At 64.9% G+C, this 20,326-nt stretch carries 21 protein-coding genes and 1 pseudogene; 13 read left to right on the top strand and 9 right to left on the bottom strand.

What is annotated here, in order from left to right:
* The first annotated feature begins 5 nt into the window (after positions 1–5).
* Positions 6–797, top strand: a complete 792-nt coding sequence (locus tag BBTA_RS22870) for an ABC transporter permease (protein ID WP_012044884.1) — start codon at positions 6–8, stop codon at positions 795–797.
* Positions 794–1,591 (top strand): ABC transporter ATP-binding protein, encoded by a 798-nt coding sequence (locus tag BBTA_RS22865; protein ID WP_012044883.1) that lies wholly within the window; start codon positions 794–796, stop codon positions 1,589–1,591. Before BBTA_RS22870 ends, BBTA_RS22865 begins: the two co-directional genes overlap by 4 nt.
* Before the next feature lie 22 nt (positions 1,592–1,613).
* Here BBTA_RS22865 and BBTA_RS22860 read toward each other — a convergent pair whose 3' ends face one another.
* The gene (locus tag BBTA_RS22860; RefSeq protein WP_041750831.1) at positions 1,614–3,218 is read right to left on the bottom strand and encodes an ABC transporter substrate-binding protein; all 1,605 of its coding nucleotides are present in this window, start codon (positions 3,216–3,218) and stop codon (positions 1,614–1,616) included.
* A 321-nt stretch (positions 3,219–3,539) separates the two neighbouring features.
* Between BBTA_RS22860 and BBTA_RS40840 the strand changes: the two genes are divergently transcribed.
* From BBTA_RS40840 to BBTA_RS22850, 3 genes are read left to right on the top strand one after another with little or no spacing between them, the layout of a single operon-like run.
* Positions 3,540–3,692 carry a hypothetical protein gene (locus BBTA_RS40840; protein WP_168167911.1) on the top strand — a complete coding sequence of 51 codons (153 nt, stop codon included), beginning with the start codon at positions 3,540–3,542 and terminating at the stop codon, positions 3,690–3,692.
* A 1-nt stretch (position 3,693) separates the two neighbouring features.
* Positions 3,694–3,888 (top strand): hypothetical protein, encoded by a 195-nt coding sequence (locus BBTA_RS40210; protein ID WP_148221487.1) that lies wholly within the window; start codon positions 3,694–3,696, stop codon positions 3,886–3,888.
* Positions 3,885–4,529, top strand: a complete 645-nt coding sequence (locus tag BBTA_RS22850; RefSeq protein WP_012044880.1) for a helix-turn-helix domain-containing protein — start codon at positions 3,885–3,887, stop codon at positions 4,527–4,529. Before BBTA_RS40210 ends, BBTA_RS22850 begins: the two co-directional genes overlap by 4 nt.
* A gap of 94 nt (positions 4,530–4,623) precedes the next feature.
* On the opposite strand, the gene BBTA_RS40835 is transcribed toward BBTA_RS22850, so the two are convergent.
* Complete coding sequence (locus BBTA_RS40835) at positions 4,624–4,977, bottom strand: hypothetical protein (protein WP_083780692.1); 354 nt, start codon at positions 4,975–4,977, stop codon at positions 4,624–4,626.
* A 521-nt stretch (positions 4,978–5,498) separates the two neighbouring features.
* Between BBTA_RS40835 and BBTA_RS22840 the strand changes: the two genes are divergently transcribed.
* The gene (locus BBTA_RS22840) at positions 5,499–7,127 is read left to right on the top strand and encodes an FAD-dependent oxidoreductase (RefSeq protein WP_012044877.1); all 1,629 of its coding nucleotides are present in this window, start codon (positions 5,499–5,501) and stop codon (positions 7,125–7,127) included.
* Positions 7,124–7,444, top strand: coding sequence for a ferredoxin family protein (locus BBTA_RS22835; RefSeq protein ID WP_012044876.1), 321 nt, complete (start codon positions 7,124–7,126; stop codon positions 7,442–7,444). Before BBTA_RS22840 ends, BBTA_RS22835 begins: the two co-directional genes overlap by 4 nt.
* Positions 7,445–7,568: 124 nt before the next feature.
* On the opposite strand, the gene BBTA_RS40200 is transcribed toward BBTA_RS22835, so the two are convergent.
* The gene (locus tag BBTA_RS40200; RefSeq protein WP_148221486.1) at positions 7,569–8,318 is read right to left on the bottom strand and encodes a hypothetical protein; all 750 of its coding nucleotides are present in this window, start codon (positions 8,316–8,318) and stop codon (positions 7,569–7,571) included.
* A gap of 213 nt (positions 8,319–8,531) precedes the next feature.
* Here BBTA_RS40200 and BBTA_RS22830 point away from each other — a divergent pair, with 213 nt between their 5' ends.
* The 5 genes and pseudogenes from BBTA_RS22830 (at position 8,532) to BBTA_RS22810 (ending at position 10,718) form a co-directional block, all read left to right on the top strand.
* Positions 8,532–8,834: a DUF1778 domain-containing protein gene (locus tag BBTA_RS22830; RefSeq protein WP_012044875.1), complete on the top strand. Its 303-nt coding sequence runs from the start codon at positions 8,532–8,534 to the stop codon at positions 8,832–8,834.
* 3 nt (positions 8,835–8,837) lie between these two features.
* Positions 8,838–9,353 carry a GNAT family N-acetyltransferase gene (locus tag BBTA_RS22825; protein ID WP_012044874.1) on the top strand — a complete coding sequence of 172 codons (516 nt, stop codon included), beginning with the start codon at positions 8,838–8,840 and terminating at the stop codon, positions 9,351–9,353.
* Between the two features lie 204 nt (positions 9,354–9,557).
* A pseudogene (locus tag BBTA_RS22820) lies at positions 9,558–9,854 on the top strand (transposase); the annotation flags it as partial.
* A gap of 272 nt (positions 9,855–10,126) precedes the next feature.
* Positions 10,127–10,417 carry a type II toxin-antitoxin system ParD family antitoxin gene (locus BBTA_RS22815; RefSeq protein ID WP_012044872.1) on the top strand — a complete coding sequence of 97 codons (291 nt, stop codon included), beginning with the start codon at positions 10,127–10,129 and terminating at the stop codon, positions 10,415–10,417.
* Positions 10,407–10,718, top strand: a complete 312-nt coding sequence (locus BBTA_RS22810) for a type II toxin-antitoxin system RelE/ParE family toxin (protein ID WP_012044871.1) — start codon at positions 10,407–10,409, stop codon at positions 10,716–10,718. The genes BBTA_RS22815 and BBTA_RS22810 overlap by 11 nt, the downstream gene beginning before the upstream one ends.
* Before the next feature lie 688 nt (positions 10,719–11,406).
* Here the strand turns inward: BBTA_RS22810 and BBTA_RS22805 are convergent.
* The 6 genes from BBTA_RS22805 to BBTA_RS22780 all read right to left on the bottom strand — a co-directional run bounded on the left by BBTA_RS22805 (position 11,407) and on the right by BBTA_RS22780 (position 18,425).
* The gene (locus BBTA_RS22805) at positions 11,407–12,357 is read right to left on the bottom strand and encodes an ABC transporter ATP-binding protein (RefSeq protein WP_012044870.1); all 951 of its coding nucleotides are present in this window, start codon (positions 12,355–12,357) and stop codon (positions 11,407–11,409) included.
* The gene (locus tag BBTA_RS22800; RefSeq protein WP_012044869.1) at positions 12,335–13,342 is read right to left on the bottom strand and encodes an ABC transporter ATP-binding protein; all 1,008 of its coding nucleotides are present in this window, start codon (positions 13,340–13,342) and stop codon (positions 12,335–12,337) included. The genes BBTA_RS22805 and BBTA_RS22800 overlap by 23 nt, the downstream gene beginning before the upstream one ends.
* Before the next feature lie 2 nt (positions 13,343–13,344).
* On the bottom strand, positions 13,345–14,328 hold the full coding sequence (locus BBTA_RS22795) for an ABC transporter permease (RefSeq protein WP_012044868.1): 984 nt from the start codon (positions 14,326–14,328) through the stop codon (positions 13,345–13,347).
* Positions 14,328–15,314 (bottom strand): ABC transporter permease, encoded by a 987-nt coding sequence (locus tag BBTA_RS22790; RefSeq protein WP_012044867.1) that lies wholly within the window; start codon positions 15,312–15,314, stop codon positions 14,328–14,330. Before BBTA_RS22790 ends, BBTA_RS22795 begins: the two co-directional genes overlap by 1 nt.
* A gap of 39 nt (positions 15,315–15,353) precedes the next feature.
* Complete coding sequence (locus BBTA_RS22785; protein WP_012044866.1) at positions 15,354–16,763, bottom strand: LLM class flavin-dependent oxidoreductase; 1,410 nt, start codon at positions 16,761–16,763, stop codon at positions 15,354–15,356.
* A gap of 63 nt (positions 16,764–16,826) precedes the next feature.
* On the bottom strand, positions 16,827–18,425 hold the full coding sequence (locus BBTA_RS22780; protein WP_012044865.1) for an ABC transporter substrate-binding protein: 1,599 nt from the start codon (positions 18,423–18,425) through the stop codon (positions 16,827–16,829).
* Positions 18,426–18,719: 294 nt separating this feature from the next.
* Here BBTA_RS22780 and BBTA_RS22775 point away from each other — a divergent pair, with 294 nt between their 5' ends.
* Positions 18,720–20,315 carry an ABC transporter substrate-binding protein gene (locus BBTA_RS22775; protein WP_012044864.1) on the top strand — a complete coding sequence of 532 codons (1,596 nt, stop codon included), beginning with the start codon at positions 18,720–18,722 and terminating at the stop codon, positions 20,313–20,315.
* Positions 20,316–20,326 lie beyond the last annotated feature (11 nt).

Genomic DNA, 20,326 nt, shown 5'->3' with positions numbered 1-20,326 from the left:
GCGCCATGGCGACGAGGCCGCGACAGGCGGTGCGATGGGCGATCCGCGCCGCCTCGATCGGGGCCTGCCTCGGCCTCTGGCAGTTCGCCGCGACGGCGCATCTGAATCTCGGCGCGGTCACCTTCCGCAACGTGCCGCCGCCGACGGAGGTGGCCGAGGCGGCAGTGGTGCTGCTCAGGTCGCCCAAGCTGATGGCGCATCTCGGCAGCAGCCTGGCGCGAGTGTTCGCCGGTTATGGCGCAGCTGCGCTGCTCGGTATCGCGCTCGGCATTGCGATCGGACGCTCGCGCGCCGCGTCCGATCTGCTGCTGCCGCCGCTGGAGCTGCTGCGGCCGATCCCGGCGGTGGCCTGGATTCCGCTCTCGATCCTGATCTTCACCTCGTCAGAAGTGTCGATGATCTTCATCACCTTCATCGGCGCGCTGTTCCCGATCATCCTCAACACCGTGCATGGCGTCGCCAATGTCGACCAGCGGCTGATCGCCTCGGCGCGCAGCCTCGGCGGCAACAGGCTCGCCATCCTGCAGGAGATCGTGCTGCCGGGCGCGGCGCCAGCGATCGTGACGGGGCTCGCGATCGGGATGGGCACGTCCTGGTTCTGCCTCGTGACCGCGGAGATGATCTCCGGACAGTTCGGCATTGGATACTACACATGGGAAGCCTACACGCTGCAGAACTACGCGGACATCGTCGTCGGGATGCTGGTGATCGGCCTGATGGGAATGGGCTCGAGCTGGGCCCTGACCTCGCTCGGCCGCGTCCTGATGCCGTGGCACCGGCCGTCGGCGGTGCGATGAGCGGAGACCCCGCGGACGGTCATCGCCGTCCGAGCGGCCACGTGAAGGTCAGCCGCGTCTCGATCATGCTGGGCGAGAGCGACAAGGCGTTTCGGGCGGTCGCCGATCTCTCCTTCGAGGTCGCGCCCGGCGAACTGCTGTGTCTGCTCGGGCCCTCCGGCTGCGGCAAGTCGACCGTGCTCGGCGCGCTCGCGGGTCACCTCGAGATTGCGACCGGGGCGATCACGCTGGATGGCGAGCCGGTGGCCGGGCCGAGCCCGGATCGCGGCCTCGTGTTCCAGCAGCACACGCTGTTTCCGTGGAAGAAGGTCCGGCACAACGTGGCGTTCGGCCCGAAGATGCGCCGTGTCGCCCGGCGCGAGCGCCTGAAGGCCGCCGACGACTTACTCGCGCTGGTCGGCCTGGCTGGCTTCGAGGACTTCTACCCGGCGCAATTATCCGGCGGGATGCAGCAGCGGGTCGAGATCGCTCGCGTGCTGATCAATCATCCGCGCGTGCTGCTGATGGACGAGCCGTTCAGCGCGCTGGATGCCTTGACGCGCGCCCGGATGCAGCAGGTGCTGCTGGACATCTGGACCCGCATTCCGACCACGACCGTCTTCGTGACCCATGACATCGATGAAGCGCTGTTTCTCGCCGACCGCATCATCGTCATGAGCCACCGGCCCGGCCGCGTGATCGACGACATCAGGCTGCCCTTTGCGAGGCCGAGACACGCCGATCTCGTGACCGAGCCGGACTTCGTCCGGCTCAAGCGCCACGTCATGGGTCTGCTGCGCCATCGCGACACCTGAGCGCGGCGGTCGTGCCCGCGGCTCAGCGATCGAGCCAGGTATCGGAGAAGTCTCCGGCGGTCAGGTCGACGCTGTTGTAGATGTCCTTCACCCGATTGCTGGAGACGATGACCGTCCGCAGCGATACCAGCGGCAGGGCGGGCAAGTCCTCGCTCGCGATTGTCTGGAAGGCGCGGAACTGCTGGGCGCGCTTGCTTTCGTCGGCTTCGGTGCTCGCCTGGCGGAAGAGATCGTCGACCGCCGGATTGTTGTAGTGGGCGGCGTTGACATAGGGCAGGGGATTCTTGATCCCGTCCGACCAGTAGATCCGCTGCACGCCGACGGTCGGATCAAACAAGAGGCCGAGGCCGTTGATGTTGAGGTCGAACTGATGCTCGTAATAGACCCGCTTGATGAAGGTCGCGAGATCCCCCTCGAGCACCGTGACCTTGATGCCGATCTGGCTCAACGCCGAGCGCAGATAGTCCGCCGTAGTCTTGAAGGCGGGGCCGGGAATGAAGGTGAGCCGGACGGAAAAGCGCGTGCCGTCACGCCCACGCGTGACGCCGGCCTCGTCGAGCAGCCGGTTCGCTCTGGCGATATCGGTCGGATAGTTGAAGCCTGCGGGATCGTGATAGGCCTGGAAGATCTCGGGGATCGGCGAACGGATATGGTCGGCGTGGCCGTAATAGATCGAGTCGCGGATGAAGTTGCGGTCGATGGCATGGGCGATCGCGTGGCGAACGGGCGTCTTGGCCAGCTCGGTGTGCTCGAGATTGAACTCCAGGACGGAAGCGTTGTTGAGATAGCCGTCGCGCCGTGACGAGATCTGTAGCGTCTTGATGCCGCCCAGGCGCTCCAGGTCGGAAAATGCCACGTTGGCGTCGATGTCGATCTCGCCGGTCTCCAGCGCCGCCGAGGCGGCCGCGGCGTCGCCGATGAACTTGACGACGATGCCGTCGAGATAGGGCCGGTCAGCGCGCCAATAGGACGGATTGCGCTTGAGGCGAACATAGGCGCCGCGCTTCCATTCTTCGAAGATGAAGGGACCGGTGCCGATCGGCGCGTTGTTGTTCGGGCTGGCGGCAAGGTCGTCCGAAGCATAGGCGTGCTTCGGCACGATCGGCGATTCAGCCGCGGTCAAGGCCTTCAGGAAGTAGGGCGTCGGCTTGGCGAGCTTGACGAGGACCGTAAGCGGATCCGGCGTCTCGATGTCGGCGATGTTGGCAAAGCTGATGCGTCCGCGCGGCCCGACCTTCTTCAATGCGAGCAGTGAGAATTTGACGTCCTCGGAGGTGAAGCTGGTGCCATCGTGCCATTTGACGTTCGGCCGCAGCTTGAAGGCATAGTCCAGCCCGTCCGGAGACACCGTCCATTCCGTCGCCAGCAGCGGCTTCGGATTGAACTGCGCGTCGAAGGTCAGCAGCCCCTCGGTGACCTTGGTGCTGATGTTGCGGGTCAGCGTGTTGGTGTCGAGCAGGGGCACCAATGTCCGCGGCTCCGCCTGGGTGGCGATGGTCAGGATGCCACCGCGCCTGGCCTCCGCGACGGCGCGACCGGGAAACAGCTGAGCTGCGGCGAGGGTAAGAGATGCGGTCAGTACCTCGCGCCGGCTGGCGCGCGGGTTGAAACGGTCGGAGACAGTCATGGGAGGTTTTGCTCGAGAGAGTGAGTTGGCGCGATCGAACGCGGACCACAAGACTAACGGGCTGATCGTTCGGTGCAACGGATGGATATTTCGTTGTTAATCCGTGACCGAGAATTGTTGATCGGCGCAGGTCGCCTCGCCCGTCGAATTTTTGCTCGCGTCACACCTGCGCAAGCCCTTGACGATGCGCAGAGTCGAGGCGTCGCGACGAGAGACGATCGGGGCTGCTATCTCCGCGGTCTCAACGCCGCATCTAGGTTGCGTGATTTCTAGGCAGGCGGCCGCGTGGCCTCATGGCAGCCTGCGTGAAACATCGATGCCATGAAGATGGATGGCTCCGGCAAAGCTTGCTACCAGCGGCAAAGCGGCGGTGGTTTTGTTGTTTTCTTTCCCGGCGGCTTGTCGCCGTCGCCGCTTGGATTACCATCTGATGACGGCATCACCCAAGAGATCACCCAAGAGCACGAGCGCTGACGTGGCGAGCACTGCTGACATCATCGATTTGGACGCGTATCGCGCGCGGCGGCAGCAGCGGGTGACCGGGATGCGAGCCGCGCCCGAGGGCGCTGGCCAGGCGGTGCCTGCGCTGTGGGCGTGGTGGATCTGGCCGGCCTTCGTCTGGGTCCCGGTGCCCGTCGGATCGATCGCGCCGGCGTGGGAGCGGGGATGAGCGAGCAGGTCGAGCGGACGCCGGAGAACGGCGCGTCGCTCTCGCCCAGTGGCGCGTTGCCGCCGGACTCGCAGGCCGATCTTCACATCGTGCTCGGACGCAATTTGCGCCGCTTACGCACGCGGCGCGGCCATTCGCTGGAGCGGCTGGCGCGGCAGTCCGGGGTCAGCCGGGCCATGCTCGGGCAGATCGAAACCGGCAAGAGCGTCCCGACCATCAGCGTGCTCTGGAAAATCGCCAATGCGCTGGATGTTCCCTTCGCCCAGTTGCTCGAAGGCGAGACGTCCCGCGGTCCCTGCATCCTGCGCGGCTCCGACGCCAAGCTCTTGAGCTCGAATAGCGGCAAGTTCATCTCGCGGGCGCTGTTTCCGTTCGAGGGCAGCCGGACCGTGGAGTTCTACGAGCTGCGCATCGCGCCGCTGCACCGGGAAACCGCGGAGGCGCACGCACCGGGGACGCGGGAGAATCTGTTCGTGGCGAAAGGCGTGATCGAGATTGCGGTCGGCAGCGACAAGCCGATGACGCTCGCCGAAGGCGATGCCGCGCTGTTCGAGGCCGATGCGCCGCATGTCTACCGCAACCTGGTGACCAGCGAAGCGGTGCTCTATCTCGTTATGACCTATGCCGAGCGCGTCTCCTGAGGCGGAGACAGGAGACAGCGCGATGACGGATTGTTTCAAGACAGGTCGAGCGGCAGGCCAAGCCGGCACCGCCGCTCTCGCCGAGCAGCTGGGATCAGCTCGCCGCCTTCATCGGCATGCACATCATCATCATGCCGCCGCAGCTCATCATCATCGGCATGCCCATCTGCATCATCGACATCATCGATTCGCAGCACTTCATGAACATGTCCTTCATGGCGGCGTCCATCGGCATCATCTCGCAGGTCATGCCGGTCGGGGTCATCGTGCACTTCATCTGACAGGCCATCATCGGCATGGCCATCATGGGCATGCCGGGCATCATGCCGCCCATCGGGGCCCCCATGGGCATCATGCCGCCGGACATCGGCATCATGCCCGACATCATCGGGTTCATCATTCCGCCCATCATGGCGGGCATCGGCATCATCTGCATCGCGGCGTTCATCGAAAGTCTCCAGTCGCTGAGAACGATCGTGCTGTCGTTCTTCTATTATGGAGACTAATCCTGCTACGGATACCGGCAAGAATAGATGAATACCACTTTGCGCTTTCCTCCGGGAAAGCGACGGGCTTGCGCAGTGCAGCATCGACTTTGGCTGCGATGTCAGAGTTTCGTCCGTTATAACAGATGTGACGAGTGACAGAGACGATGTCGCTATTCGGGTCGGCCGCCAGCCCCACGTCATTGCGAGCGAAGCGAAGCAATCCAGGGTCCCGCCCACCACCCTGGATTGCTTCGCTTCGCTCGCAATGACGGAGGAGAGGACGGATCGAGTCGCGCCTCACTCTATTTGGAGACGCCGCAGCTCACACGGTTCGGACAAGTTCAAACAAAAATTCTCCGGCCTCACCGCTGCCGAGCACGCGGCTGCTCGCAATCGGCGAACTGTGGAATTGCCTGGATTGCGTCGCTGAACGACGATGTCGCACCCGATTGTCCATCGATGAATAGTCCGGAGCTTGCTCATGGTTGCTATCAGGCCGCGCGCGGAGAGGCGCAACGATTCGAATGGCGGCGTCTCGTTCGATGCCGATGTGCTGGTGCTCGGTGGCGGCCCCGCCGGCACATGGGCGGCGATCAGCGCCGCCGAGCGTGGTGCGCGCGTCGTGCTCGCCGACAAGGGATTTTGCGGCACGTCGGGCGCGACGGCGCCGTCCGGCACCGGCGTCTGGTATGTCGACCCGGCGCCGGCCCAGCGCGAGGCGGCGATGGCCAGCCGCGAGGCGGCGGGCGGCTATCTGCAGAGCCGCCACTGGATGGCACGGGTGCTCGACGAGACCTACGCGCAGAGCAACCGCCTGGCGGAGTGGGGCTATCCGTATCCGGCCGGCGACGACGGCCAGCCGCGGCGCAATTCGCTGCAGGGTCCGGAATACATGCGGCTGATGCGCAAGCGGACCAAGTCGGCCGGCGTCACCATCCTCGATCACAGTCCGGCGCTGGAGCTGCTGGTCGACGACAGCGGCGCGGTGGCCGGCGCGAGCGGCGTGCGGCGCCAGCATGAGGACAGCTGGACGGTGCGCGCGGGCGCAGTCGTCGTCGCCACCGGTGGATGCGCGTTCCTGAGCAAGACGCTCGGCTCCAACGGGCTGACCGGCGACGGCTATCTGATGGCGGCGGAGGCCGGCGCCGAGTTCAGCGGCATGGAGTTCTCCAACGCCTATGCGATCTCGGCCGCGTTCGGCTCGGTCACCAAGACGCTGTTCTTCGGCTGGGCGACCTTCACCTATGAGGATGGCAGCGTCGTTCCCGGCGCGGCCTCCAAGGGCGGACGCAAGGCGATCGCGCGAGCGCTGCTGCACGGACCGGTCTATGCGCAGCTCGACAAGGCGGACGAGCAGGTGCGCGCGACGATGCGCGCCTCGCAGCCGAATTTCTTCCTGCCCTATGACCGCACCGGCATCGATCCGTTCACGGAGCGCTTCCCGATCACCTTGCGGCTGGAGGGAACGATCCGCGGCACCGGCGGCCTGCGCATCACAGACGACAGCTGCGCCACCACGGTGCCGGGCCTCTTTGCGGCCGGCGATGCCGCGACGCGCGAGCTGATCTGCGGCGGCTTCACCGGCGGCGGCAGCCACAACGCCGCCTGGGCGATCTCCTCGGGCAGCTTTGCCGGCCGCGGCGCGGCGGACTACGCCCTGCAGACAAGGCGGGCGCCGGCAACGTCGGTGCGGCGCGCCGGCACGGCCGGCCTGCAGGCGGCGCCCCGGCGCGCGCTCGATCCGGCGCAGCTCGCCCGCGCCGTGCAGGACGAAGCCTATCCGTACGAGACCAACTATTTCCGCAACGCCGAGCGGCTGACGGCCTCGCTCGGCCGGCTCGACCGTCTCTGGCGCGAGGTGACGGAGGCCGACGCCGCGGCGTGGCCGGACCTGATCCGCACCCGCGAAGGCGCGGCGATGCTCGCCACCGCGCGCTGGATGTATCGCAGCGCGCTGGCGCGCACCGAAAGCCGCGGCATGCATTGGCGCGAGGATCATCCGCAGCTAGATGCGCGGCAGCGTCACTACGTGACCTCGGGCGGGCTCGACGAGGTCTGGACCGAGCCGCGCCCGCATGACGAGGGCGCGCTGGTGGAGGCCGCGGAATGATCGAAATCATCGATCCCGAGCGCTGCACCGCCTGCAACATCTGCGTGACGGCCTGTCCGACCAACGTCTTCGACAAGACCGAAGGCCTTCCCGTGATCGCCCGCCAGGCCGATTGCCAGACCTGTTTCCTGTGCGAGCTCTATTGCCCCGAGGACGCGCTGTTCGTCTCCCCCTTCGCCGAGCAGCCTCAGGGTATCGACGTGGTCGCCGCCCGCCAGAGCGGCCTCCTCGGCAGCTACCGCCGCGCTGTCGGGTGGACGAAGGACAGCGAGCATCTGCGCGAGGCGGATCGGAGCTTTCGGCTGTTTGGGCAGTGAGGGGAGTTACGCCAGCGGCTCGGCCGGAATCTCACTTTCCGACGTTATCGCCATTGCAGTCATTCTGTTGCTCACCGAGCAAAGCGTATTGCCGCCCTATTCCAAATTTCGTCGCTTTCCAAGTCTACCCATCAGAGTCCCGATTGTCGTTTTGTTTTGGGAAGTCCAGGTAAGACGAAGAGGTGCTGGCTTTGGGAATAGGTTCTTTGCTCGCAATGTATTTGTGAAGATCGGGTGGTGTGATATTCTCAAATGTATGCCTAGCCGCGCTAGGAAAGTAAGAAAAAGAAGTTCCATTGGTGATTAGTTCAGCCCACGTATCGGTGCGAAGACCGATCTTCCAGTGACCTGCCAGCATGAAATCCCTAGAGCCCGACCACTTGATCTGAAGTTCGATCTCGGTGGTTTCCTGCACTACCGGAAGGTCCCAACGTGCCTCAAAAATCAGATGCTGTATGACGGTCGACTTTGGCAGTATCGGCGTGGACATCCACTCTCTTGGTCTTAGATGGTCGATCCACTCGAAGCGATTCCGACTTATCTTCTGGGCGTCGTCTGCGTTGATCTCCCATGTTACGGGAAGAACTTCACCGTTGTTCGGAATGGGCACCTGAGGAAAACTAAGTCGTAACCGTACGGCCGATAGTAGGAGAGGTTGAGCTCCTGGGTTGCAAATTGACAGGGGTAAGTCAAAGCTCACAATGTACCAACGCTCGCCGCTATTCTTTATAGGGTAGACGCGTAGCCTCAGCCGGCTCGTATTGAGAATTGGCTTTGGCATAGCAAAGTGGGTTCGCCACAACGACAATGCAGAAATACTGAGAGCTGCAAGTGCTATGGCGGTCGAGATCAGCGCGAGATAAAGAGGATCCATATTTGTTTTCCCGAGTCAGCTGAGTGCTCAACCGCCTAGAATCGGTCGCCCGTACGCAATGAATATCCCGAGATTTACTCTCCGTCTGGTTGCACGACCACGCTCGGCCAGATCATCGGGCGGCCAGGGTCCTAATGCGGCAACGGACTCCCGTGCACATTCTCCTTGCATAGCCCCGGCCATTGGCCGTACACTAGCGGTGGAGGCCTCGCCATGTCCAAAACCCCATCTCGTGCAAGCGAGGGCCGCGTCCGGGCGGAACGCCTGGAGACGCGGGTGACTGCTGCTCAGAAGAGCCTGATCGAGCGCGCTGCGGCCTTGCAGGGGCGGAGTGTGACGGATTTCGTGCTGGCTAGCGTGCAGGACGCCGCGCGGCGGACGATCGAGGAGCATAGTCAGCTCACGCTCTCGGTGCGCGACAGCGAGGCCTTCGTCGATGCGCTGCTCAACCCGCGGCCCGTCAACGACCGTCTCCGCGATACCGTCCGGCGCTATCGCGAGCGGACGGGCGTTTGAGGTGTGGCCGACGATGGCGCGCTATTGCGGTTCGAAGCGCTCGCGGCCCATCACGATCGATCGGGGTTCGATTGCGGCGTAGCGCCGCTGGATCGATATTTTCGCACCCAGGCGGGACAGGACGCGCGCAAGAACATGGCCGCGCCGTTCGTGCTTGTGCTGTCCGACGACACGATCGCAGGCTACTACACGCTATCCGCGACCTCGGTCCGGCTCGCCGAATTGCCCGATGCGCTGGTCCGTAAGCTGCCGCGCTATCCGCTCGTCCCGGCAACGCTGCTCGGTCGTCTCGCCGTTGATCGGCGGCAGCAGGGCAAAGGCTACGGCCGCCTGCTGCTGGCCGACGCGCTCTATCGTGCAGCGCGCAGCGAGATCGCATCGTTCGCTGTCATCGTCGATGCCAAGGACGACAACGCGCGTCGCTTCTACGAGCGCGAAAGCTTTCTGTCGCTACCCGACCATCCGATGAAGCTGTTTCGACCGATGGCCGATATCCGGCGTCTGTTCGATGAGGGATGACCTGCTCGCCCTCGGCGTCGCTCGCTGACGCGATCGCGTATGATGCCGATCGGCTGCATGATCATCCGCCCGACGGGCAATCCTTGCATGCCCCGCATGCACCAACTGCCCGTCGTGGCAGTTTGTCGCGGACTCTTCCCTTGCCTCGCCGAGGCTGGGCAATAATTTCGGGCGTTTTCCGTTGCGAGATGTACGATTCGGCTTATGACGAATCGCCCTTTCAAGAGCGGTGAGAGCCGCGAGCAAGCCAGCCTGTTTCCACCGCGGATCGAGGATTATGTCGCCGCGGACAATCCGGTTCGTGCGATCGACGGCTTTGTCGACGCGCTCGACCTGGCCAGGCTTGGGTTTCGGCACGCAGACCGGCGCGCGACGGGAGCGGGGCAGCCGCCATACGCCCCGTCAGATCTGCTGAAGCTGTACCTGTATGGCTACATCAACCAGATCCGGTCATCACGCCGGCTGGAGCGTGAAGCCTGTCGCAATCTGGAACTGATCTGGGGATTACGGTGACAGTGCATAAAACTCGGCGTCGTCGAGCGGCGATGCGCGCCTCGGGGCGAGATGGCCGTGGGGCTGCCGGGACGATCGCGGCGGCAGGCAGCGGTTGTCTCGGGTCCGGACCTCCTGATTGCAGCTTCAAATTGCTGGATTTCCACAGATCTTTTCCGACCCGGATTGGCTTGTCCGTGGCCCGCGCCAACCACGCTGGCAGGTGTTGGCTGCGGTAGCAAATAGTGGTAATTTATACTCCACAATGGTGGAGCGATCCGATGGCATCTGTCGAAAAGCTGAGCGTTGCGCTGACCAGTGAGCAGGTCGCCGCCCTCAAGACAGCGGTCGAGTCGGGCGAATATGCCACCACGAGCGAGATCGTCCGGGAGGCGGTACGCGACTGGCAGTTGAAGCGCGAGTTGCGGCAGGAAGACATCAGGCGCTTGCGACAGGCCTGGGACGAGGGCCTTGCCAGCGGCTCTGCCGGCAAGGTCGACATGAAGCAGCTGCGCAAGGAGGCTCGCGACCGGTTGAAGGGGGCAAAGAAAGCATCCCGCCGTGCCGATTGAGCTGATCTGGTCCAATCAGGCGCGGGCCGATCTGATCGACATCTATTTGCTGATCGGGCTAGAGCAGCCGGCTGCGGCCGAACGCTATCTCGATCGTATCGAGACGCGACTCGAGCTGTTGAGATCGCAGCCACGAATGGGCGTCCGCCGGTCCGATATCAGGCCATCTGTGCGTATGCTGGTCGAGACGCCCTATGTGCTGCTCTACCGGACCATTCCGGACTCGGACGAAGGTCCAGTCGACGCCGTAGAGGTCATCCGCGTCATCGACGGCCGCCGCAATCTCCACGGCCTTGTCTGAGGTCGGCGCCGGAATAGGCTGTTGCGGTCGTTGTCCAGCCGGCCGTCTGCCCGACGGGCAATCGTTGCATGACCCGCATGCGCCAACTGCCCGTCGTGCCAGTTTGTCGCGGACTCATCCCTTGCCTCGCCGGGCAAATCACCTCCACATTTCCGCGCATCCCGGCTCGCGGAAGAGGGACGTTTCGCGATCGTCACGAGCGTCGAGTCGGAAGATGCGATGGGCGTGTTGCTCTGCAGCCGGGTGTTAAAGCCCGCGCCGACGAACGGAGCGATGCGACGGCGAAATGGTGTGGTCCTGGCATCGCGGTGCTGATGCCAAGCCGGTGGGGATGATGATCCGCTGGTGACGGGGGCAAGACAGCCGATCCCCGGGGAGAGCGCCTATAACCCGCAAAACCGTCGCGCAGGGAAGGCCGGATATTGGGCTGAACCTGTGGTTCTCCCGCGTGCTTATTTGCTGCACGCGGACCGCGGGTATCAGTCGATACCCGGTCTTCCCTGCGCCTCTTCTTCGAGAGGAGAGGTTCACTTCGGACAAAACTCGGGCGGAGATGGCCGCGAGATCGCGAAGTCGTGCCTGCTGTTTGAAGCGTGGAGAAAGCGTGCCGCACGATGTCCCGCGCCTTCGTCGCACAAAAGCGTGGCGCCGTCTCCCCGGCCTGCGTCCGACCCACGAGCAGAGCCGGTCAGGAGACCAGGGCCGGCTCCGCATGATGGCAGGCGACGTGATGGCCCGCTGCGGCGGCGCGCAGCGCCGGGTCCTGCGTCCTACAGATCTCGGTTGCGATCGGGCAGCGCGGCGCAAAGCGGCAGCCGCCGCCGACGCTGCGGGGGTCGGGCAGGTCGCCCGGCAGCGGCGCGGCATAGCGGCGGCGGGTTGGGTCGGGCACCGCGTCGATCAGCGCCTTGGTGTAGGGATGCAGCGGCCGGTGCCAGATCTGCGTGTGGCTGCCGCTCTCGACGATGCGGCCGAGATACATCACCAGCACGCGGTCGGAGAGATAGCGGACGACGGACAGATCGTGCGAGATGAACAGCAGCGACAGATTGAGACTCTGCTTCAGCTCGGCGAGCAGGTTGAGGATCTGCGCCTGCACCGAGAGATCGAGCGCCGACACCGGCTCGTCGCAGATGATGAGGTCGGGCTCCAGGATCAGCGCGCGGGCGATGCCGATGCGCTGGCGCTGGCCGCCGGAGAATTCGTGCGGATAGCGTCGCGCGCTGTCCGGCGGCAGGCCGACGCGCGCCAGGATGTCGTCGACGCGGCGCTGCCGTTCCGCGCGCGATTTGACGCCATGGACAGCGAGCGGCGCGCTGAGGATCTCGCCGATGGTCTGGCGCGGATTGAGCGAGGCGAACGGATCCTGGAACACCATCTGCAGCCGCTTGCGCCGGCTGCGCAGCGCGGCTTCCGAAAGCGCGGTGAGGTCCTCGCCGTCGAACAGGATGCGGCCGCCCGACGGCTCGACAAGCCGCAGGATCGTCTTGCCGAGCGTGGACTTGCCGCAGCCGGATTCGCCGACCAGGCCGATCGTCTCGCCGCGCGCGATCTCGAGCGACACGCCATCGACGGCATGCACGGCGCTGCGGCCTGAGGTGTAGGTGGTGGTGAGGTCAGAGACGGACAGCAGCGTCATGAAGCGATGGTCCTGTTGCAATCGTCGGCGTCACGGCATGGCAGGCGACGCTGCGGCCGAGGCCGGCCATTGTCGTATCAGGGAAGACGGTGCGGCAGACGTCGCGGCGCTGTGGGCAGCGCGGCACGAACGGGCAGCCTTTCTCCTTGACCGCGGAGCTAATGCTGCCGGGAATTTCCGACAGACGGCTGTCGCGATAATGCAAATCGTCGTGCAGGCGCGGCGAGGCCGCGAGCAGGCCCTGCGTGTACGGATGCAAGGGATCGTTGAACAGCGGCTCGGGCGGCGCCTCCTCGACCTTGCGTCCCGCATACATCACGACGACGCGGTCCGCCCATTGGCCGACGACGCCGAGATCATGGGTGATCAGCAGCAGCGCCAGCGACAATTCGCGCCTGAGACGGTCGAGCAGCTCCAGCACCTGGGCCTGGATGGTGACGTCGAGCGCGGTGGTCGGCTCGTCGGCGATCAAGAGCTTCGGCCGGCAGGCGACCGCGATCGCGATCATCACGCGCTGGCGCATGCCGCCGGAGAGCCGGTGCGGATAGTCGTCGAGGCAGCGGTCGGGATCGGGAATGCGGACGAGATCGAGCAGGTCGCGCGCCTCGCGCCGCGCCTGGGCGCGCGTCAGTCCGCGATGCAGCCGCAGCACCTCGACGATCTGGCGTCCGATCGTGAGCACCGGGTTGAGCGAGGTCATCGGCTCCTGGAAGATCATCGCGATGTCGCGGCCGCGGCGCTCGCGCATCGCGGGCTCGGGGATGTTGACGAGATCCTCGCCGGCGAAGCGGATCGATCCGTCGGTGATATCAGCCGTCTTCGGCAGCAGCCGCATCAAGGCGAGCGCGGTCAGCGACTTGCCCGAGCCGGATTCGCCGACGATGGCGAGCGTCTCCGCCTCGGCGACCTGGAAGCTGAGGTCCTTGACCGGCGTCGCGTTCGGAAAGCTGATCGTCAGCCCTTGGATGTCGAGCAGGGTCGCCATGGTCAGCGCTCCACGCCGGTGCGCGGATTGAGCACGTCGGTCAGGCCATCGCCGATCAGGTTCAGCGCCAGCACGGTCAGCACGATGACCACGCCGGGCAAAGCGGTGAGATACCAGGCAGTGCGGATCAGCTCGCGCCCGGAGCCGATCATGCTGCCCCAGCTGACGACGTTGGGATCGCCGAGCCCGAGGAACGACAGCGCGGCCTCCATCAGGATCGCGGTGGCGACCATAACGGACGCTGTGACGATGATCGCCGGCAGGGCGTTCGGCAGGATCTCGCGGATCACGATGCGGCCATGGCCGAAGCCGAGGCTGCGCGCGGCCATCACGAAATCCTTCTCGCGCAGCACGCGGAATTCGGCCCGCACGAGCCGCGCGATGGTCGGCCAGGTGACGAGACCGATCGCCCAGGTCACGGTGAGGATCGACGGCTGCGCGATCGCGACCAGCACGACCAGCAGGATGAAGCTCGGCACGGTCTGGAACAGCTCGATCACGCGGACCAGCACATCGTCGATCCAGCCGCCGCGATAGCCCGCGGTGGCGCCGACGAGGATGCCGACGCTGACGCCGATCGAGGTGGCCACGACGCCGATCAGGAGCGACACCCGCGCGCCATGGAACAGGCCAGCGGCGACATCGCGGCCGAGCGAGTCGGTGCCGAACGGAAACGCCGCATTCTGGCCCGGCCACAGCAGCGGCCGCGCCACCATCGAGAGCGGATCGCCGGGATACAGAAAGGGCGCCAGTGCTGCCGCGATGATGATCAGCGACAGCAGCGCGCCGCCGGCGGCGACGGAGGGATTGCGCAGCAGGCGGAGCACGGTCAGGCGGCGAATATTGTGGCTGGTCGCGCTGACGACATGGGTGTCGGCGGCGTGCAGGTTCGGCCAGGACGACGGGCTGACTTCGGCCGAGACGGCGATCGGCTGCGTGTCGGCTTCCGGCTGCAGAAGGGTGGTGCGCGTGTTGATCTGGAGCATCAGCGGGTCTCGATACGCGGGTCAAGCCAGGCCTGCACGAGATCGACCGTCACATTGGCGATGATCACGAGCAGTGAGGACAGCAGGAGAATGCCGAGCAGCACGCTGAAATCGCGGCTCATCACCGCCTCGAAGGCGAGGCGGCCGAGCCCGGGCCAGCTGTACACGGTCTCGACGACGACGGCGCCGCCGAGCAGGCCGCCGAGATGCATGCCGGCCACCGTCGTCACCGGGAGCAGGGCGTTGCGCAGCACGTGGCCGAAGGTGATCGCGAACGGCGAGAGGCCCTTGGCCGCGGCGGTGCGGACATAGTCCTGGGTCTGCGCATCGAGCATCGCCGCGCGCGTCAGCCGCGAATAGATCGCGATGTAGAACAGTGCGAGCGACAGCGCCGGCAGCACCATGTAGCGCGCCCGGTCGATGACGAGCGCGAAGCCGCTGACAGTGGTGCCGATGGTGCCGGAGCCGCCGCTCGGCAGCCAGCCGAGCTTGACCGAGAACAGCAGGATCAGCATCAGGCCGATCCAGAAGCCGGGGATCGAATAGAACAGCGTGATGCCGACCGAGATCAGCCGGTCCGGCCAGCGTCCGGCATAGGTCGCCATCACGGTGCCGAGCGTGATGCCGAAGGCGAGGGCGAGCGCCAGCGCCGTCAGCATCAGGATGACGGTGCCCGGCAGCCGCTGCGCGATGATGTCCGACACCGGCAGATTGTAGCGCGGCGAGAAGCCGAGGCTGAAATGGGCGAGGTTGTCGAGATAGGCGATCAGCTGAACCAGCACCGGCTGATCCAATCCGAACCGCGCGCGCAGGGCCGCAACGGTCTCCATGGTCGCCGACCCCGACTCGCCGGCGAGCACGTCGGCGGCATCGCCCGGAGCCAGCTGCAGCAGCAGGAAGTTGAGGATGACGATGCCGATGACGGTCGGCACCGCCTGCAGCGTGGTCCGCCGCAGCACCTTGGCAAGACGGGTCATGGTCGACATGTCGTCCCCCGGATGATGGATGGTGTCTGCATGATTGGTTCAGACCGACGCCAGCGCCTGCGCGCGCGACGCTGCCGCGTCGAAACGAAAGCGCGCGGCTGGGTGCGTGTCAGGCAGCCGCGCATGTCCGGCGCCAAAAGTCTTCTCGCGGAGCGTGCCGGGCGCGTAGTCCGTCTTGTAGACGCCGCGGCGCTGCAACTCCGGGACGACCAGATCGGCAAAGTCTCGATAGCCGCCGGGCGTGATCGCGTAGCTCAGATTGAAGCCGTCGAGATCGGTCTCGGCGATCCAGGACTGCAGCTCGTCGGCAACCTCGGCCGGCGAGCCGATCACGACCGGGCCGCGGCCGCCGATGAAATTGTGGGTGATGATGTCGCGGATGGTCCAGGCGCGCTCGGACGCCGCGAAGGTGTCGATCATCGAGGTGACCGCGTTGTCCTTCTTGATGGTCGGGAACGGGTCGTCGAGGCTGTAACGGGACAGGTCGATGCCGGTCCAGCCGGACAGCAGCGCCAGCGCACCCTTCGGGTCGGTGTAGCGCTGATAGTCACGATATTTCGCTTCGGCCTCGGCACGGGTCTCGCCGACGATGACGGTGATCAGGCCGAAGAAGCGGATGTCGTTTGCGTTGCGGCCGAACGCCTGGGCACGCGCCCGTGTTTCCGCGACATTGGCGGCGGTGCGCGTCTTCGAATGCTCGCCGAGAAACACCGCTTCGGCATGGCGCGCGGCAAAGTCCTTGCCGCGGTGGGAGGCGCCGGCCTGGAACAGGAACGGCGTCCGCTGCGGCGACGGGTGCACAAGATGGATGGCGTCGACCTTGAAATGCTGACCCTGGTGATGGACCTTGCGGATACGGCTGGGATCGGCGAACACGCCGCGGTCGCGATCGGCGATGACCGCGCCGTCGTCCCAGCTGCCTTCCCACAGCGCATAGACCGCATCGAGGAATTCGTCGGCGAGATCGTAGCGCGGATCATGCGCCATGATGTCGGCACGGCCGACCGCCCGCGAGGCCGCCGCGGAATAGCCGGTGACGATGTTCCAGGCGATGCGGCCGCGTGTCAGGTGATCGAGCGTCGAGAAGCGGCGCGCCAGGGTGAAGGGCGGCTCGTAGGAGACGGATGCGGTGATGCCGAGGCCGAGATGCTCGGTGACAGCAGCCATGGCCGAGACCAGCAGCATCGGATCGAGCTTCGGGATCTGCGCCGCCGTGCTGAGCGCGGCGTCAGCATTGCCGGCATAGACGTCATGAATGCCGATGCCGTCGGCGATGAAGATCGAATCGAACCTGCCGGCCTCGAGTGTCCGCGCCACGTCGGTCCAATAGCGGAGCGTGTCGAACTCCAGCGAGCGGTCGTCCGGATGGCGCCACAACCCGGGCGACAGATGCACCGGGCTGAAGATCGCGAAGCCGTTCACGGCGATGGTCTTGGGTGTCCTGGGCAAGGATCTCTCCTGCGATGCGCCGCTATTGAAACGCAAACGGCTCGGGATCGGCGCCGGTCATCGCTATGCCTCGAGCCAGACATCGGCGAAGTTCGCCGATGGGCCGTCGATCGTGGTGGTGTGGTCGCGCACCTTGCGATTGGCGATGGTCAGGTTGGCGCCGGTGACGAGATTGACGTCGGGCAGGTCGGTGGCGACGATGACCTGGAAGGCCTTGAACAGTTCGCGTCGCCTGGCCGGATCGCTCTCGACTGCGGCCGCTTCGAGCAGCCGGTCGACCTCCGGATTGCTGTAGCCCGAGCCGTTGGAGAATGGCACGCCGGGCTTGAAGTTCTTCGACCAATACAGCCGCTGCACCCCGACCGTCGGATCGAACGAGTTGCTCATGCCGTTGCTCATGAAATCGAAATCGCGGTTGGTGTAGGTCCGTTTGAACCAGGTCGGGACGTCCTGCGCCCGCAAGGTCACGCCAATGCCGATATTGGCGAGCGCCTGGCGCGTGTAGGCGCCGAGCTGCTGGTAGGCCTCGCTGTAGGGCATGTAGTCGTGGAACACCTTGAAGCGGATGCCGTCTGGACCGCGTGGATAGCCGGCGGCATCGAGCAGCGCCTCGGCCTTCTTCGGATCGAAATCGTGGCGGGGAATGTCGGGGTTGTGGAACTGCTTCAGGGCAGGGCTGATTGCGCTCGGCGCATTCCGGCCCCAGCCATAGAACACGACGCGGGTGATCGCGTCGCGATCGATCGCGTGGGCGACGGCGGCGCGCACCTCGCGCTTGGCGAAGTATGGATTGGCGAGATTGAATTCGAGGCGGTAGACGATCGGCTGGTAATCGTAGCCGCGGGTCTCGATCAGCAGCGCCGGGTTGGACTTCAGCGCTTCGATCTGTCCGAGCGGAACCGGCGTGTCGGGCGCCAGATGGATCTCACCGGTCTCCAGCGCGACGGCGCGTGCATTGGCATCGGCGATGAAGCGGACGACGATACGGTCGAGATAGGGCTTGCCCGGGTCCCAATAAGTCGGATTGCGCTCGAGAATGATGTGGCTGCCCTGCTGCCACTCCTTGAACACGAACGGACCGGTACCGATCGGCGCACGCCCGTTCGGATTGTTCAGGGGATCGCTGCCCTCATAGACATGGCGCGGCACGATCGGCGATTCCGAGGCCGTCAACGCGGCGAGCAGATAGGGCGCCGGCTTGTCCAGCGCGATTGTGGCGGTGTGCGCATCGGGTGTCTCGACCTCGCGGACGGACGACAGCGTGCCGCGGCCGCGCGGGTGATGCTGCTTGAGCAGGCTGATGGAGTAGGCGACGTCGGCCGAGGTGAAATCCCGGCCGTCATGCCACTTCACGCCGCGCCGCAGAGCAAAGGTGTAGCGCAGGCCGTCGTCGCTGACTTGCCAGTCCGTCGCCAGTTGCGGCCGCGGCCTGAAGTCGAGATCAAAGGTGAGAAGACCTTCCGTGATCTTCGGGCTGACCCGCGTCGTCGGCCCTGCGGTATGAGTGAGGCTCACCAGAATCGGGGGTTCGGGCTGAATGACCAGGTTGAGCGTTCCGCCACGCCGCGGCTCTGCGGCCTGCGACGTGCGCGCATGGCCGGCGGCGGCAGTGATCGTTCCGAATAGAAGGGTCTTGCTGAGATTGCGACGCGTGAGGAGCATTTATTCTCATCAGGTGATAATCGATCGCACGAGTAATTCATCAAACAACTGATCAATCAATCCGATTTGGTCGGCCAATCGCAAATGAAAAGAATGCAGCTGCTGACACGTGACAATGCGAATGCGTTCGCGCGCGGGTGTCGCCAACAAAAAAAGCAAATTCTCTGTCGCTCGTGTCTATCATGACGCATCGGTTCGGTCGGTCATCAAGCGCTGACAACGCGTGATGATCAGATCACGACGCGCGGATGTGACTGTCGATCGCGCCCTCGAACCTGGCTCAATGGTGACGCGATGAAGCTCGATCGCCGCGACTTTCACTTTGGCATGCTCGCGTCGGCTGCGGCGTTGCTGCTCCCGCAGCATGGCCAGGCCGCCGCCGACAAGCCAGTTTCGGGCGGAACGCTCAATTGGGTCTACTACCCCGATCCATCGGCCTTGATCGCGATCAACACCTCGTCGGGCACCGGCCAGACGATCGGCACCAAGGTCAACGAAGGCCTGCTCGCCTACGACTATGATCTCAATCCGAAGCCGGTGCTCGCGACGTCCTGGTCGATCAGCGAGGACGGCAAGCGCTATACGTTCAAGCTGCGGCCGAACGTGAAATGGTCGGATGGTCAGCCGTTCACCTCGGTCGACGTGGCGTTCTCGGTCGAACGCCTCAAGATCGCCCATCCGCGCGGCCGCATCACTTTCGCCAATGTCGAGGCAGTCGAGACGCCGGATCCGCTGACGGCCGTCATCGTGCTGGCGAAGCCCGCACCGTTCCTGATTTCGGCGCTGGCCGGCGCGGAGTCGCCGATCGTGCCGCGGCACGTCTACTCGACGTTTAAGCCGGACGAACAGCCGAAGCTGGAGCAGATGATCGGCACCGGCCCCTTTATTCTCCACGAATGGGTGCCGGGCAGCCATCTGCTGTTCGTCCGCAATCCCAACTACTGGGATGCACCGAAGCCCTATGTCGATCGCCTAGTGCTGAAGGTCGTGCTCGACCCGGCCGCGCGTGCCGCGGCGCTGGAGGCCGGGGAGGTCGATATCGGTGCGACGCCGGTTCCCTATGGCGACATCGAGAGGTTCAAGGCCGACAAGAGGTTTGTCGTCGATACGACCACCTATGCCTATTCCGGACCGCAGCAGCAGCTGTTCTTCAATTTCGATACGCCGGCGCTGCAGGACCGGCGCGTCCGCAAGGCCATCGCGCATGCGATCGACCTGAAGGCGCTGCTCGACGTTGTCTATTTCGGCTATGGTCTGGTCTCGCCGTCGCCGATCAGTACGGCGCTGCCGAAATTCTACGATCCCAAGATCCAGGGATGGCCCGTCGACCTCAAGGCGGCGGAGCGTCTGTTGGACGAGGCGGGCCTGCCGCGCGGCGCCGGCGGCATTCGCACCAAGCTCCGGCTGACGCAGAATCCGTTCCTGCCGCCGAGCTTCGCCGATTTTCTTCGCAACGCGTTGCGGCGCATTGGACTCGATATCGAGATCCAGCGTTTCGACCTCGCGACCTATCTCAACGTCGTCTATCGCGACCGTGCGTTCGATCTGACGATCGAGAGCCTGTCGAACACGTTCGATCCGACGCTTGGCGTGCAGCGGGCTTATTGGTCGAAGAACTTCCGGATCGGCCTGCCATTCTCCAACGCCGCGCATTACAGCAATCCGGAGATCGACCGGCTGCTGGAGGCCGCGGCGATCGAGACGGATGTCGAGAAGCGCCGTCAGCTGTGGTCGTCATTCCAGTCCATCATCCATGAGGACGTGGCGTCGGTCGATCTGGTCGCTGCCGGCGGCGTCATCATCGCCAACCGCAAGGTGCGCAATTTCGCGCCCGGTGCTGAGGGGCTGAATGGGAGCTTCGCCGATCTCTGGATCGACCCCTCGGCCTGATCCTAACAGCC

This window comes from Bradyrhizobium sp. BTAi1 (assembly GCF_000015165.1).
Lineage (GTDB): Bacteria > Pseudomonadota > Alphaproteobacteria > Rhizobiales > Xanthobacteraceae > Bradyrhizobium > Bradyrhizobium denitrificans.
This window is presented reverse-complemented; position numbering and strand designations above follow the sequence as displayed.